Origin of the sequence: Amycolatopsis sp. VS8301801F10 (genome assembly GCF_046195355.1) — a bacterium.
Classification (GTDB): Bacteria; Actinomycetota; Actinomycetes; order Mycobacteriales; family Pseudonocardiaceae; genus Amycolatopsis.
This window is the reverse complement of the sequence record NZ_CP176065.1, coordinates 3,642,182-3,656,430: the sequence shown is the minus strand read 5'-3', so window position 1 is coordinate 3,656,430 and position 14,249 is coordinate 3,642,182. Positions and strand designations below refer to the sequence as shown.

Genomic DNA, 14,249 nt, shown 5'->3' with positions numbered 1-14,249 from the left:
CCGTGGTGGTCAGTGACCGGACATGCCGCCGTCGACGGGGAGCGTGATCCCGGTGATGTAAGAGGAAGCGTCGCTGGCGAGGAACACGACGGCGGTGTCGAGTTCGCGCTGCCTGCCGAGCCGTTTCAGGCTCGCGGTGCGGTCGACGAACTCGGAGAGTTCCGCGCGGGGTATCGCCGCGGTCATCTCGCTGTCGAAATAGCCGGGGGCGACGGCGTTGACGCGGATGCCCCGCCGCCCGGACCACTGCTGCGAGAGGTCGCGGGTCAGCCCGATCAGCCCGGCCTTGCTCGCCGCGTAGGCGGCCTGCGGCGCGTAGGACTTGATCAGCCCGAGCACGCTGGCGATGTTGACGATGCTCGATCCCGGTTCCATCACCCGCGCGCAGGCCTGGGCCATCCAATACGCGCCGAAGAGGTTGACGTCGGCCACTGCGCGGAATTCTTCCGGTGTCTCCCGCAGCGCGGGCACCGCGGTGCCGAGCCCGGCGTTGTTCACCAGCACGTCGAGCCGTCCGAACTTGTCGACGACGGCTTCCGCCAACGCGGTGCAGCCGGCGGGATCGGTGACGTCGGTGCGCACGGCCAGCACCCGGCCTCCCGCCGCGGCGATCTCCCCGGCGAGCGCTTCCAGGGGCTCGGCCCGGCGGGCCGCGACGGCCACCGTCGCGCCGGCTTCGCTGAGCGCGCGGGCGAATCCGGCGCCGAGCCCGGAACTGGCCCCGGTGACGACGGCGACCCGTCCGTCGAGGCGGAAGCTGTCGAGAACGCCGGTCACCGCGCCGCCTCCAGGATGGCGAGCCCGGACTCGGCGAGCCGGACGACGTCCTCGTCGACCGTGCCGAAGTCCTGTCCGCCCATGGTTCCCGCGGCCGAGCGGGCGGCGACCCCTTGGATGATGACGGCGAACTTGAACCGGGCGAACGCCTCGTAGTACGCGACCGCGGACACGTCGCGGCCGGTGCGCCGCGCGTAGCGGTCGAGAAGGTACGACCGCGGCGGGAACCCGTCCGAGGCGGTGACGCCGGGCACGAGCGGGGTGGGCGGCTCGCCGGCTTCGGGCCAGTAGAACAACAGCATCCCGAGGTCGGTGAGCGGATCGCCGAGCGTGGACAGCTCCCAGTCGAGCACGGCGGCCACCCGGCCGGGATCGGCGGGATCGAGAAGGCAGTTGTCCAGCCGGAAATCGCCGTGCACCACGGTGGGGGCGGGGCTTTCGGGCAGCGCCTGCCGGAGTGCGAGCCCGAGCGCGTCGAGACCGGGCGTCTCCCGGGTGCGGCTCGCCTCGGACTGTGCTTGCCAGCGGCGCAGTTGCCGGGCCAGGAAGCCCTCGGGTCTGCCGAAATCCGCGAGGCCGACCGATTCCAGGGCGACGCCGTGCAGTTCCGCCAGCGTGTCGACGAGGGCGTCGGCGATCCGGTGCCGGTCGGCGGCCGTCCGCGCGTAGCCGGGCGGGAGCGCGTCGCGGATCACCCGGCCGGGAACCTTGCGCATGACGTAGAACGGCACGCCGAGCGGTTCGGGCGACGGTTCGAACAGCACGATCTCGGGAACCGGGACGCCGGTCGCCGCCAGCGCCCGCTGGACCCGCACCTCCCGCCCCATGTCGTGGGCGCTCGGCAGGAGGTCGCCCTCGGGCGGGCGCCGGAGGACCAGCGCCCCGGCGGGACAGGCCAGTTCGAAGGTGAGATTCGACTTGCCGCCCGCGATCAGCTCGGCCTCGAACGCGGTCCACCGGTCGTCGCCGAGGGCCGCGGCCAGCGCGGGCCCGAGCCGGTCCGGCCGGAGCAGGGCGCCGATCCCGCTCATCGCCGGTCCCTCAGCTCGCGGCGGAGGATCTTGCCGGAGGCGTTTTTCGGGATCTCGTCGAGGAATTCGACGAGCCGGGGGTACTTGTACGCCGCCATCCGCTCCTTCGCGTAGTCGACCAGGTCCTGCGCGGACGCCGAGGCGCCGGGGTTGAGCGAGACATACGCTTTGACCGTCTCGCCGCGGTAGGGGTCGGGAACTCCGACGACAGCCGTTTCGCGGACCGCGGGATGGGTGTAGAGCACGTCCTCGACCTCGCGCGGCCAGACCTTGTATCCGGCCGCGTTGATCATGTCCTTCTTGCGGTCCACCAAGTAGAACCAGCCGTGCTCGTCCATGAACCCGACGTCGCCGGTGCGCAGTTCTCCGCCGGGGAGCGATTCCTCGGTCGCGTCCGGCTTGTTCCAGTAGCCCGGCACCACTTGCGGTCCCGCGATCGCCAGCTCGCCGATCTGCCCGGGCGGCACCTCCGCGCCGCTTTCGTCGAGGACCCGCACCACGGTGTTGAACACCGGCACGCCAATGGAAAGCGCGCCGGAATCGGGATCGACCGGGGCGCGCACGCCGCGCGGGACACAGTGCGACGGCGAACTGGTTTCGGTGAGGCCGTAGGCGTTGTGCACCTGGATGCCGAGCTGGTTCTCGAGCGATTCCGCGACCGCGGGCGCGATGGCCGCGCCGCCGGAGTAGACCGTGGTCAGCGAGGTGAAGTCTTCCCGGCTCACTCCCGGAACGCCGGCCAGCGCGGTGAACGCGGTGATGGCGCCGATGGTGAAGGTCGGCCGGTGCTCGCGGATCGCGTCGACCATCACGGCCGGCTGGAAACGGTGTGCCAGCACCAGCGGAGCGGGCAGCAGCAGCGCGAGCAGCGCGTGCCCGACAAGGCCGGTGATGTGGAACAGCGGAGCGATGCCAAGGATCGTGTCGGCTTCGCTGATGCCCATCCAGTCTCGGTAGGTCTGTGCGTTGAAGGCCAGGTTGCGGTGGGTGTTGATCGCACCCTTGGGGACTCCGGTGGTGCCGGAGGTGTACGTCAGCACCGCCGGGTCGGAAGGCTGCGGCTTCGGTGCCGCGATCGCCCGTCCGGAGCGCTGCGCCACCAGTTGGACGAGATCGCGGACGCCCTCGTCGCGTCGCCGGGCCGCCTCGCCGAACAGGCGCGGATCGGCACGGGTCTGCCAGTCCAGCGCCGACGTGGTGACGACTGTGCGCACCGCGGTCCCGCCCTCGGCGATGACGTCGCGGGCGACCTCGGCGTACAGCTCGTCCAGGGCGAGCAGGGCGGTCGCGCCGGAGTCGGCGAGCAGGTAGCTCAGCTCGCGCGCCCGGTTCATCGGGTTGATCGACACGGCCGCGCCGCCGGCCTTCCACGCCGCGATCAATCCGATGAGGTACGCCGGGTTGTTCTGGGTGAACAGGGCCAGCCGGTCGCCGGGGGCGAATCCGTCGTCGATGAGCGCGGCCGCCAGCGCGTTCGCGGCCTCGTCCACCTCGCGCACAGTCAGCGTGCCGTCGAAGTAGCGGATCAGCACGGTGTCCGGGGCGCGGCGCACCGACGCGTCGAACAGGGCCAGCGCGGTGTCGTGCTCCGGGCGGATCTCGGCGGGGTTGCCCTCGCGGTAGAGCGAAAGCCAGGGCTTCGCGGTGTAGGCGCTCATTTCACCGCCATCGGGTTGACCGGCGAGCCGCTCGCCCGGTGGATCTTCAACGGGGCCGCGGCGTAGAAGAAGGCGTACTTGCCGTCCTCGGCGCAATCGGCGGCGAGCTTCTCCAGGTCGCAGATCTCGGTGAACACCACGCCGAGGTTGCGCATCAACGCGTTGTGCAGCACCAAAGCCACGCCGGTGTTCGGGTCGGTGGTGACCTCGTTGGCGATCGTGTCGGTGACCAGGTTCGGGATTTCCCGCCGCTGGAACCATTCGACGAGTTCCGGCGAGTAGACGAGCCCGGCTTCGCAGAACCCGTCGTAGAAGGCGTCGCCCTGTTCGAAGAACAGCCGCAGGTGGTTGGTGCGGATCAGCAGAATGTCCCGGTCCTCGATCGCCGTGCCCTGCGCCGCGGCGCACGCCTCCAGGTCCTCGTGGGTGAAGGTCTCGCCCGCGTCGAGGTAGTCCTTGCCGCGGAACCGCGCCATGTCCAGCAGCACCCCGCGGCCGGCCACGCCGCGCTCGGCGATCGGGGCGACGCTGGCCTTCTCCAGGCCGCCGACGGTGCTCCGCGCGTCGTAGCCGTTCCAGATCCGGCCGTCGTACCAGACGTGGCCCAGCGCGTCGTACTGCGTCGAGCCCTGCAGGAACGCTTCGATCTTGTCGTCGGCGTAGTGCAGGCCGCCGGGGAATTCCGGGCCGTCGCCGCCCTCGTCCCAGGCGGACTCGTCGATGACCTGCTCGCGCTCGGCGGGGCTGCGGCCCGGCCACACCGGCTCGCCCGCCGGGTCCCCGATCAGCCGCTGCAGCGTGAACACCTTGCCGGCCCCGATCTCCGCGACGCCGCGCAGGACCTGCTCCCCGGTCAGGTAGTTCAGCGCGCCGACCTCGTCGGCGGGACCCCACTTCCCCCAGTTCGACGGCGCGTTCGCCAGCAGGTCGGTCAGGGCAGGTGCGTCGCTCATCGATCATCCTCCACGTCGAGCCAATCGGTCTGAACAAAGCCGTACGAGCGTTCGGTCGTGTTCAATGCGAGGTCAGCGTGAGCCTGACCGCACGATTTGTCAATACCCTTCCCCGAAGTAGCGCAGACAACGGGACGCGCTTGAGGTACAGTGTTCAGAATGACTGAACATCTCGCGATCGAACCGGCGGTCGGCGAACCGGAGGCCGGCCCGCTGGTCCGGCAGGCCAGGACGCGGGCCGGGATGTCGCTGCGCGAGCTGGCGCGCCGGATCGGGGTCAGCGCCGGGACGCTGAGCGCGATCGAGACCGGGAAGACCGGCCTGACCGTGGAACGGCTGCGCCGGATCGCCGACGCGCTGGGCACGTCGGCGCTCGACCTGCTCGCCGCGCGGGCCGCGCCGGACGAGCGGCCCCCGGCGGCCGACCGGCCGTGGCGCACGTTCGAGCCGCTGGACCTCGACCCGGTGCTGCGCGCGGCGATCGCCACCTTCGTCCGCACCGGATACCACGGCGCGACCATGCGCCTGGTGGCGGCGAACGCCGGGATGAGCGTCCCCGGGGTCTATCACCACTACCCCAGCAAACAGCATCTGCTCGCCGCCATTCTCGACGTCGCCATGACCGAACTGCACTGGCGGATACCCGCCGCCCGCGCGGATGGCGCCACCGCGGTCGAACGCTTCGCGAACATGGTCGAGGCGCTCGCGCTGTTCCACGCCCAGCGCCGCGACCTCGCCTTCATCGGGGCCAGCGAGATGCGGAGTTTCGAGGAGCCGAACCGGTCGCGGATCGCCGCCAGCCGCACCGAAATCCAGCGGCTGCTCGATGCCGAGGTCGACGCCGCGATCCGGGACGGGGAGTTCGCCACGCGGCATCCGCGCGACGCCGCCCGGGCCGTGGCGACCATGTGCACCTCGCTCCCCCAATGGTTTCGCGCGGACGGGCCCACCTCCGCGGAACAGATCGCGGCCGAGTACGCGCGGTTCGCGGTCGACCTGATGCGCGCGAGCCGGTGAGCGCGCACCGGAGAGTCCGTTGTGGACAGTCCGGGGGCTTCCGGCCGCATCCGGAGGATCGCACCGCCCGCGGACGCGCGGCAACCAAGACTGTCGGGCAGGCCAATCCGGACTGTCCGCGGGCACAAGAGCCCGGTTCCCGGCCGAGGAGGCACCGGACATGAACACCGATCTCGACGAACTCGTCAAGCGGGCCGAGGCGCAGCTGCCCCGGCTCGTCGAGACCCACGTCGCGCGCGTGCGGGACGAGATCGACATCTACCGCCAGGACGGGCTGGTCCCGCCGGAGGACCTGCGCCGCTCGGTCGAGGCGAACCTGCGGTTCATGATCGCCGCGCTGCGCGATCCGCGGGCCGCCAACGACTTCTCCGCGCCGCGCGAGACCGGAGCCCGGCGAGCGCGGCAGGGCGCGCCGCTGCCCGAGGTGCTGCGGGCCTACCGGCTCGGGTTCACCGCGCTGTGGGACACGCTCGCCGCGTCGGCGGACTACCGGCGGCCCGCGCTGATGCGCGCCATGCTGGCCGCCGGGCGGAGCCTGTGGCTGCTCACCGACGAGTACGCGATCCAGCTGACCGAGGCGTACCGGGCGACGATGGCCGAACTGACCTTGGCGCGCGAGCGGCGCCGGTCCGCGCTCGCCGAGGCGTTGTTCACCGGGGAACCGGTCGCCGGGACGACGCACTGGGAAATCACCTCGCTGCTCGGCTTCCCGCCGGACGCCGGGCTGGTCGTGGTCATGGCCGAGACCCGCCGCGCCGACGAACCGCTGCCGGGCATCGAACAGCGGCTCGCCGAGCACGGCATGGTTTCGGTGTGGCGGCTCACGCCCGCCCTGCAGACCGGGATCGTCGCGCTCCCCGACAGCGACCCGGAGCGGCTCGTGGCGCTGCTGCGGCAGCTCGCCAAGGCCCGGGTCGGGGTGAGCCAGCCGTACCGGGCCATCGGCGAAACGCCGCGGGCGGTGCGCCTGGCCAGGATCGCGCTGGCGTCCGCGCCGGAAGGCAGCAAACAGGTCAGCACCTTCCGGGCCGGCCGGGTCGCCGGTCTCGTCGCGCACGCCCCCGCCGAAGGCGTCCGGGTGGCGCAGGCGGTGCTCGGGCCGGTCCTCGAACTGCCCGCCGAAGACCGCGACACCCTGCTCGCCACGATCCGGGCCTGGTTCGACAACGACGGCTCCGCCGAGCGAAGCGGCAAGCAGCTGCACTGCCACCGCAACACCGTCCGGTACCGGCTGCGGCGGATCCAGGAGCTCACCGGGCTTTCCTTCACCGCTCCGGCCGACATCGCCGAACTGGCTGTCGCGCTCGAAGCGGTGCCCCAGGACCGCTGAACTCGCCCGCGTTGTTCCCCGGCACAACGCGGGCAGTTCCCGGCGACAGCATTCCCCGGCGCCGGGATGCCCGGCCCGGCACGCCTCGTTCCCCCAGGCAGATGCCCGCGACGGAGGCGGGCGTCGGAACCACTGTCCGGCCTGGCGCATCGGCCGGGAAAGGAAGGCATCGTGGCACTGCCGAAGAAGGCCCTCATCGCCATTCCCGCAAAGCACTTCGAGTTCTACGACGACGGGTCGGAGACCGGCCTGTTCTACACCGAGGCGCTGCATCCGTACTCGGTCTTCGCCGAGGCCGGGTTCGAGGTCGACCTGGTCAGCGAGACCGGCAGCTTCGGGCTCGACGCGCACTCCACCGAGGACCAGTTCCTCACCGAGGAGGACAAAGCGGTCTACCACGATCCGGAGGCGCCGTTCAGCGTCAGCCTGAACAAGAACCTGAAGAAGGCCGCCGACGTCGACCCCGACGAGTACGGCGTCTTCTTCGCCGCCGCCGGGCACGCCGCCATCTACGACTACCCCAGCGCCACCGCGCTGCAGTCGGTCGCCCAGCGGATCTGGGACAACGGCGGGATCGTGTCCGCCATCTGCCACGGCCCGGCGATCCTGCCGTACGTGCGCGACAAGGAAACCGGCAAGCCGATCGTCGACGGCAAGCGGGTCACCGGGTTCACCACCCAAGGCGAGATCGACCTCGGGCTGCTCGACCGGATCAAGAAGGACGGCGCCCCGCTGATCGAGGACAGCGCGGCCGCGGCCGGAGCCGAGTACGTCGCTCCGGCACATCCGTTCGACGACCTCTCGATCGCCGACGGCCGGGTCGTCACCGGAGCCAACCCGGCCAGCGCGCACTCGGCCGCCCGCCGGGTCGTGGAGGCGTTCGGCCGGCTCTGATCCGGCGGCGGGCGGCGTCGGGCCAGCGCCGCCCGCCGGAGCGGGGTCATCCCGGGCGGCGGTCGCGCAGGGCTTGGGACACCGCGCGAGCGACCTCGGCGGTGCTCGCGGTTCCGCCGAGGTCGCGGGTGCGGACCGGCGTGTCCCGGAGCACGTCCTCGATCGCGCCGAGCACCGCCGACGCGGCTTCGGGGCGTCCGAGGTGCTCCAGCATCAAAGCGCCGGTCCAGATCTGGCCGAGCGGGTTGGCCACGCCCTCGCCCGCGATGTCCGGCGCCGAGCCGTGCACGGGCTCGAACATCGACGGAAAGCGGCCTTCCGGATTGAGGTTGGCCGACGGGGCCAGGCCCAGGCCGCCGGCGACCGCCGCGCCGAGGTCGCTCAGGATGTCGCCGAACAGGTTGGACCCTACGACGACGTCCAGGGTTTCGGGCCGCTGCACGAAGGTCGCCGCGAGCGCGTCGACGTGCTGCGAATCGACGCGCACCCCGGGGAAATCGGCAGCGACTTCCGCGCAGACGCGGTCCCAGAACGGCATCGTGTGCACGATGCCGTTCGACTTGGTCGCCGAAACCAGCCGCCCGCCCCGGCGCTCGGCCAGGCGGCAGGCGTAGCGCAGGACCCGCTCCACCCCGGTCCTGGTGAAGACGGATTCCTGGAGCACGGTCTCCCGCTCGGTCCCGCCCCACAGCACGCCACCGGCCTCGCTGTACTCCCCTTCGCTGTTCTCGCGGACGACAACGAAATCGATCGCGCCCCCGCGCCGGAGCGGGCTCTCGACCCCGGGGAGCAGCCGCACCGGACGCAGGTTCACGTACTGGTCGAACGCGCGCCGGACGGGATCAGCAGGCCCCACAACGACACGTGGTCCGGAACCGCCGGGTCCCCGACCGCGCCGAGGAAAATCGCGTCGGCGGGCCGAAGCTGGTCCAGTCCGTCGGCGGGCATCATGCTCCCGTGCCGCCGCCAGTGCTCGCAGCTCCACGGGTGCACGGTCCAGGAGAGGGCGAAATCCCCTTGCGCGGCGGCCTGGTCGAGGATTTCGATCGCCGGTTCCACGACCTCGCGGCCGATCCCGTCGCCGGGAATCGCGGCGATTTCGTAGCGAGGAACGGCCTGAGCGTTCACTTCCAGTCCATTCCGGACCGCACGGGCAGGGCGGCGCGGAGACTCTCCAGCACCGAAACGTCGTCGAGCGTGGAAGGAGCTTCGACGGCTTCCCCGTCGAGAAGCTGCCGGAGAACGCGCCGGAGGATCTTGCCCGACCGGGTCTTGGGCAATCCGGGCACCACGTCCGCTCCGGACAGCGTCGCGATCGGCCCGACCCGAGCGCGCACCAGCGTGGTCAGCTCCTGCTCGAGGCCCGCCGCGTCCGCGCCCTCCTTCACCACGACCAGTGCTCGCGGAAGCTGGCCCTTGAGCTCGTCGCGCACTCCGACGACCGCGCACTCGGCGACCGCCGGATGTTCGGAGACGGCGGCCTCGATCTGCCCGGACGACAACCGGTGCCCGGCCACGTTCATCACGTCGTCGGTCCGCCCGAGCACCACCAGCCGCCCGTCCTCTTCGAGACAGCCGCCGTCGCCGGTCTGGTAATACCCGGGGTACTCGCTGAGATATCCCTTCACGTAGCGCTCGTCGTCGCCCCACAGCCCGAGCAGAGTCCCGGGCGGCAACGGCAGCTTGATCGCGACCGCGCCCTCCCGCCCGGCTTCGAGAGGCGCGCCGTCGTCGTCCAGGACCTCCACCGCGTAGCCCGGCATCGGCACGGGGCCCGGCACGACCGGATCCGGCTCGATGCCTCGTGCTTGCGCGGTAATGGCCCATCCCGTCTCGGTCTGCCACCAGTGGTCGGTCACCGGCACGCCGAGGGTTCCGGCCGCCCACTCGCGAGTCGCCGGGTCGAGGCGTTCGCCCGCGAGGAAGAGCTGGCGGAGGCTGCTGGTGTCGTGCCGCCGGGCGTGCTCCCCGGCCGGGTCTTCCTTGCGGATCGCCCGGATCGCGGTCGGCGCGGTGAACAGCGTGCGCACTTTCAGCTCGGCCACGACCCGCCAGAACGCGCCCGCGTCCGGCGTGCCGACCGGCTTGCCCTCGTACAGCACTGTGGCCGCGCCGGCGAGCAGCGGCCCGTAGACGATGTACGAATGGCCCACCACCCATCCGACGTCGCTGGCCGTGAACATGACGTCGCCCGGCCCGATGTCGTAGATGTTCGCCATCGACCAGCTCAGCGCGACGGCATGCCCTCCGTTGTCCCGGACGATTCCCTTCGGTTTCCCGGTGGTGCCCGAGGTGTAGAGGATGTACAGCGGATCGGTCGCGGCGACCGGGACGCACTCGGCGGGCGGGATGTCCGCTGATGCCATCAAGTCCGCGTAGTCGAGCGCGCGGCCGCCGAAGTCCGCGGGTTTTTCCGGGCGCTGGACCGCGATCGTGGTTTCCGGCGGATGCGCGGCGAGCCCGAGCGCGGTGTCCACGAGAGGCTGGTACTCGACGATCCGGCCGGGTTCGATCCCGCAGGACGCGGTCACGAGCACCGCCGGGCGGGCGTCGTCGATCCGCGCCGCCAGCTCCGGTGCGGCGAAACCGCCGAACACCACCGAATGCACCGCGCCGATCCGCGCGCACGCCAGCATCGCGATCACCGCTTCGGGAATCATCGGCAGGTAGAGCAGCACCCGGTCCCCGCGCCGCACCCCGAGGTGCCGCAGCACCCCCGCGAACTTCGCCGTCGCCTCGGTCAGTTCCCGGTAGCTGAACCGCGTCCGCCCGCCGGTGACCGGCGATTCCCAGTGCAGCGCCGCCTGGTCGCCGCGGCCCGCTTCGACGTGCCGGTCCAGCGCGTTGTAACACGTGTTGAGCACGCCGTCGGGAAACCACCGGTACCGCGGCGCGGACGTCTCGTCCAGGATCCGTTCCGGCGGGCGGATCCAGTCGACCGCGCGAGCCGCTTCCGACCAGAACGCCGCCGGTTCGCGGATGCTGCGCTCGTAGGTGTCACGATAGGTCATTCGCTGCCTCCGCAACCCGGCCCGTCGGCCGGAACTCGAGATCTTTGGTCTCCGGTCCCCACAGGGCGCCGATGACGATCAGCACTCCGCCCAGCGCGATCAGCGGCACCGCGGTCAGCGATTCCGGCAGCAGCTGTCCCAGGCCGAGCAGGTAAAAACTGTAGAAACTGGGCAGCAGCAACGACAGGCTGTACCCCATCGCGAACCCGGACGAGCGGACGCTGGTGCCGAACCGTTCGTTGACGTACACCGTGGCGACGCCGAAAACGGAAGTGATCAGGACCTGCACCACGACCGAGGCCGCGAGCACCGAAAACGTCCCGGCGAGGTTCCCGGACATGAACACGTAGTAGGCCACGCTGCCGAGCACCGCGATCACCGCGCCCATCACCGCGAGGAACCGGCGCCGCCCGACGCGCTGGCTCACCACGCCGGAAGCCACGAAACCTCCGTACAGCACGATATTCGTCACCAGCAGCGTCCACGTCACGGTCGTCGCGTCGATCTGGTGGAAGTTCTTCAGCTTGTCCGGCACGACCGACGCGACCATCGACGAGGTGAGCCACAAGCCCGTCATGAGGACGAAAACCTGCCAGAACGACGCCCGGTCCCGGCCGAACATGACGGTGCGCAGCGGAGACCGGGTTTTCGCCGATTTCTCCCACAGATCGGATTCGGGCAGATGCTTGCGCCGGTACAGCAGGAAGGCGAATCCGCACGCCGCGCCGAAGAAGAACGAGACGCGCCAGCCCCACTGGGCATACGGGCTGCTGGTCCCGCCGGCGGGCGCGATCTTCAGCATGATCAGCGTCAGCACCGAGATGAGCACGAACGCGGCGCAGTACGCGCCGGCGAGCACGCCGCCCACCAAACCGCGTTTGCGCCGGTCGCAGTACTCGTAAGCCAGCGGAACCGCGGCCGTGTACTCGCCGCCGAGGAAAATCCCGTCCACGAACCGCAGCCCGATGAGCAGGACGATCGCCCACCCGCCCAGCGTCTGGTAGCCCGGCAGGAAGCCGATGAGCAGCGTGCACACCGAGAATCCGGTGACCGAGACCATCGTGATGCGCCGCCTCCCCACCCGGTCCGCCATCGAGCCGAACAGCAGTGCGCCGATCGGCCGTCCGATCAGCGTCGCCGCGTAGGTGACGAAATAGATCGTGGACTTGATCGCGGGCGACAGGTCGGCCGGCTGGAAATAGCCGATGGCCGGGACGAGGGCGATCACCGGCAGGTAGATGTCGATGAAATCGACCAGCAACCCTTGGTAAGCGCCGGCGATCGCCTTGCGCCGCCTGCTCGGATCCACTCTGCGCCCGGTGTCCCCGGAACTGGATACGGCTGTCATGACACGCTCCTTTGCGTGCTCAGGCCCCCGTTGACTGTTTCTTCACCCCCGGCGAAAACCCGAAACTCAGACAGTCACCAGCATCTTTCCGACGTTTTCCCCGCGCAACATCCCGAGGAACGCCGAAGGGGCTTTGCGCAGTCCGTCCACAGTGGTCTGCAGGTCCCGGATGCGGCCTTCTCGCAGCCAGGTTCCGACCTCGCGCACGAAGTCCGGCCGCAGTTCCGCGCTGTCGCTGACGATGAAGCCCTGCAGCCGCAGCCGTTTCGTCACCATCAGGAACATGTTGTGCGGACCGGGCGGCGGCTCGGTCGCGTTGTACTGCGAGATCGCGCCGCACGCGGCGATCCGCCCGCCCACGTTCAACGCGCCGATCGCGGCTTCGAGATGATCGCCGCCGACGTTGTCGAAGTACACGTCGATCCCGTCCGGCGCCGCGGCGGCCAATTGCTCCGCCACTGAGCCGTCCCGGTAGTTGAACGCGGCGTCGAAGCCCAGGGTGTCCACCAGATACCGCACCTTGTCCGCCGACCCCGCGCTGCCGATGACCCGGGGCGCGCCCCGCAGCTTCGCCATCTGGCCGACCAGGGAACCGACCGCGCCCGCCGCACCGGACACGAACACCGTGTCCCGGGGCCGGAAAGCCGCGTGCTCGAACAGGCCGACGTACGCGCTGAACCCGGTTCCTCCGAGAACTCCCAGATAGGCCGCCAGCGGTGCGTCCACTGTAGACACTGCGGTCGCGGCGGCCGCGTCGACCACAGCATACTCACGCCAGCCCAGAGAGTGCACGACTTTCTGTCCCGGCTCGAACCCTGGCGCTTCGCTGATCACCACCTCCCCCGCGGCGGCGCCGGTCAGCGTTTCGCCGACCGGGAACGGCGGCACGTAGGAGGCGCCGGCGTTCATCCGGCCCCGCATGTACGGATCGACGCTCATGATTTCGTTGCGCACCAGAATCTGTCCCGGACCGGGCCGGGCCACCGGCGCCTCGACGACCGCGAAGTTCTCCTCCGACGGCCAGCCCGAGGGCCGGGACGCGAGCCGGATCTCCGTCGCCGACCCGGGAACGTTCTTGCTCATCACCGTTTTCTCCCTGTCTTCCTCGCTCCGCTACGCGTGCGGAAGCACGACACCGCGGATGTTCTTGCCCTCGCGCAGATCCCGGTAGCCCTCGTTGATCTGGTCCAGCGGGTATTTCGCGGTGACGAGTTCGTCGAGCTTCAGCACGCCCGCCTCGTAGAGGCCGAGGAGCTTGCCGATGTCGTGCTGCGGGTTGGCCGAGCCGAACATCGAGCCCCGGATCGTCTTCTCGTACAACGTGATCATCTGCCCGGGGAGCCGGACGTTGACGTCCTCCCGCCCGGCCATCCCGGTCAGCACCATGGTTCCGCCCTTGCCGAGCGCCTCGAACGCGGCAGTCACCACCTCCGCGTCGACCACGCCCGGCGTCACCAGCGCCTCGTCGGCGCCCTGTCCGCGGGTGAGGTCCACAATGGCCGCGTGCGCCGCCTCGGCGGTCTCGAACGCGTGCGTGGCACCGAGTTTCAGCGCGGTGTCCCGTTTGAACGCGACCGGATCCACGGCCACCACGTTCTTCGCGCCGGCATGGGCCGCCCCTTGCACCGCGTTGATCCCGATGCCGCCGATCCCGTACACCACCACGGTGTCGCCGGGACGGACGCCGCCCGCGTAGACCGCGGTGCCCCACCCGGTCGGCACGCCACACCCGACCAGCACCGCGCTTTCCAGCGGCAGATGCGGTTCGACCTTCACCACCGAACTCTCCGAGACCGTGCCGTACTCGGCGAAGGTGCCGAGCATGCACATCGCTCCGTAGTCCTGTCCCCCGCGATGCAACCGGAACGAACCGTCGGGCATGCTCCCCTCGGTCAGCGTCGCGCCGAGATCGCACAGGCTCTGGCGTCCGGTCGAGCAGTAGCGGCAATGCCCGCAGCTGGGGATGAAACTGCACACGACGTGGTCGCCCGGCCGCACCTTGGTCACCGCCGGGCCGACTTCCTCCACGACGCCCGCGCCCTCGTGCCCGGGCACGATCGGGAACCGGGCGTCGATGATGCCGTCGGGCAGGTGCAGGTCCGAATGGCACAGCCCCGCCGCGGTGTAGCGAAGCAGCACCTCGCCCTCGCGCGGCCCGTCCAGGTCCAGTTCCATGACCTCGAACGGCCGCCCCGGCCCGGTCAGCACCGCTGCCTTGGTCTTCATGCTG

11 protein-coding genes and 1 pseudogene are annotated in these 14,249 nt (G+C 70.6%); 3 read left to right on the top strand and 9 right to left on the bottom strand.

What is annotated here, in order from left to right; translation table 11 throughout:
- Positions 1-9: 9 nt before the first annotated feature.
- The 4 genes from F9C11_RS17410 to F9C11_RS17395 are packed head-to-tail and all read right to left on the bottom strand — an operon-like array spanning position 10 to position 4,419.
- Positions 10-777 (bottom strand): SDR family NAD(P)-dependent oxidoreductase, encoded by a 768-nt coding sequence (locus F9C11_RS17410; protein WP_409185921.1) that lies wholly within the window; start codon positions 775-777, stop codon positions 10-12.
- Positions 774-1,808 carry a phosphotransferase family protein gene (locus F9C11_RS17405; RefSeq protein WP_409185920.1) on the bottom strand — a complete coding sequence of 345 codons (1,035 nt, stop codon included), beginning with the start codon at positions 1,806-1,808 and terminating at the stop codon, positions 774-776. The genes F9C11_RS17410 and F9C11_RS17405 overlap by 4 nt, the downstream gene beginning before the upstream one ends.
- Complete coding sequence (locus tag F9C11_RS17400; protein WP_409185919.1) at positions 1,805-3,466, bottom strand: AMP-binding protein; 1,662 nt, start codon at positions 3,464-3,466, stop codon at positions 1,805-1,807. Before F9C11_RS17400 ends, F9C11_RS17405 begins: the two co-directional genes overlap by 4 nt.
- Positions 3,463-4,419, bottom strand: a complete 957-nt coding sequence (locus F9C11_RS17395) for a cyclase family protein (RefSeq protein ID WP_409185918.1) — start codon at positions 4,417-4,419, stop codon at positions 3,463-3,465. Before F9C11_RS17395 ends, F9C11_RS17400 begins: the two co-directional genes overlap by 4 nt.
- A 159-nt stretch (positions 4,420-4,578) precedes the next feature.
- Here F9C11_RS17395 and F9C11_RS17390 point away from each other — a divergent pair, with 159 nt between their 5' ends.
- The 3 genes from F9C11_RS17390 (at position 4,579) to F9C11_RS17380 (ending at position 7,660) form a co-directional block, all read left to right on the top strand.
- The gene (locus F9C11_RS17390; RefSeq protein ID WP_409185917.1) at positions 4,579-5,436 is read left to right on the top strand and encodes a TetR family transcriptional regulator; all 858 of its coding nucleotides are present in this window, start codon (positions 4,579-4,581) and stop codon (positions 5,434-5,436) included.
- 160 nt (positions 5,437-5,596) lie between these two features.
- On the top strand, positions 5,597-6,766 hold the full coding sequence (locus F9C11_RS17385; protein ID WP_409185916.1) for a PucR family transcriptional regulator: 1,170 nt from the start codon (positions 5,597-5,599) through the stop codon (positions 6,764-6,766).
- A 171-nt stretch (positions 6,767-6,937) separates the two neighbouring features.
- Complete coding sequence (locus F9C11_RS17380) at positions 6,938-7,660, top strand: DJ-1/PfpI family protein (RefSeq protein WP_409185915.1); 723 nt, start codon at positions 6,938-6,940, stop codon at positions 7,658-7,660.
- A gap of 46 nt (positions 7,661-7,706) precedes the next feature.
- Here F9C11_RS17380 and F9C11_RS17375 read toward each other — a convergent pair.
- The 5 genes and pseudogenes from F9C11_RS17375 to F9C11_RS17355 form a co-directional block, all read right to left on the bottom strand.
- Positions 7,707-8,788: pseudogene (locus F9C11_RS17375) on the bottom strand (tartrate dehydrogenase).
- Complete coding sequence (locus F9C11_RS17370) at positions 8,785-10,671, bottom strand: AMP-binding protein (protein WP_409185914.1); 1,887 nt, start codon at positions 10,669-10,671, stop codon at positions 8,785-8,787. Before F9C11_RS17370 ends, F9C11_RS17375 begins: the two are co-directional and overlap by 4 nt.
- On the bottom strand, positions 10,658-12,019 hold the full coding sequence (locus F9C11_RS17365) for an MFS transporter (RefSeq protein ID WP_409185913.1): 1,362 nt from the start codon (positions 12,017-12,019) through the stop codon (positions 10,658-10,660). The genes F9C11_RS17370 and F9C11_RS17365 overlap by 14 nt, the downstream gene beginning before the upstream one ends.
- 66 nt (positions 12,020-12,085) lie before the next feature.
- Positions 12,086-13,102 carry an NADP-dependent oxidoreductase gene (locus F9C11_RS17360; RefSeq protein WP_409185912.1) on the bottom strand — a complete coding sequence of 339 codons (1,017 nt, stop codon included), beginning with the start codon at positions 13,100-13,102 and terminating at the stop codon, positions 12,086-12,088.
- Positions 13,103-13,132: 30 nt separating this feature from the next.
- The gene (locus F9C11_RS17355) at positions 13,133-14,245 is read right to left on the bottom strand and encodes an NDMA-dependent alcohol dehydrogenase (RefSeq protein ID WP_409185911.1); all 1,113 of its coding nucleotides are present in this window, start codon (positions 14,243-14,245) and stop codon (positions 13,133-13,135) included.
- Positions 14,246-14,249: the final 4 nt, after the last annotated feature.

Coding starts and splice junctions, on each gene's coding strand:
- F9C11_RS17405 (WP_409185920.1), bottom strand. CDS start 1,808: ATGAGCGGGATCGGCGCCCTGCTCCGGCCGGACCGGCTCGGGCCCGCG.
- F9C11_RS17400 (WP_409185919.1), bottom strand. CDS start 3,466: ATGAGCGCCTACACCGCGAAGCCCTGGCTTTCGCTCTACCGCGAGGGC.
- F9C11_RS17395 (WP_409185918.1), bottom strand. CDS start 4,419: ATGAGCGACGCACCTGCCCTGACCGACCTGCTGGCGAACGCGCCGTCG.
- F9C11_RS17390 (WP_409185917.1), top strand. CDS start 4,579: ATGACTGAACATCTCGCGATCGAACCGGCGGTCGGCGAACCGGAGGCC.
- F9C11_RS17385 (WP_409185916.1), top strand. CDS start 5,597: ATGAACACCGATCTCGACGAACTCGTCAAGCGGGCCGAGGCGCAGCTG.
- F9C11_RS17370 (WP_409185914.1), bottom strand. CDS start 10,671: ATGACCTATCGTGACACCTACGAGCGCAGCATCCGCGAACCGGCGGCG.
- F9C11_RS17365 (WP_409185913.1), bottom strand. CDS start 12,019: ATGACAGCCGTATCCAGTTCCGGGGACACCGGGCGCAGAGTGGATCCG.
- F9C11_RS17360 (WP_409185912.1), bottom strand. CDS start 13,102: ATGAGCAAGAACGTTCCCGGGTCGGCGACGGAGATCCGGCTCGCGTCC.
- F9C11_RS17355 (WP_409185911.1), bottom strand. CDS start 14,245: ATGAAGACCAAGGCAGCGGTGCTGACCGGGCCGGGGCGGCCGTTCGAG.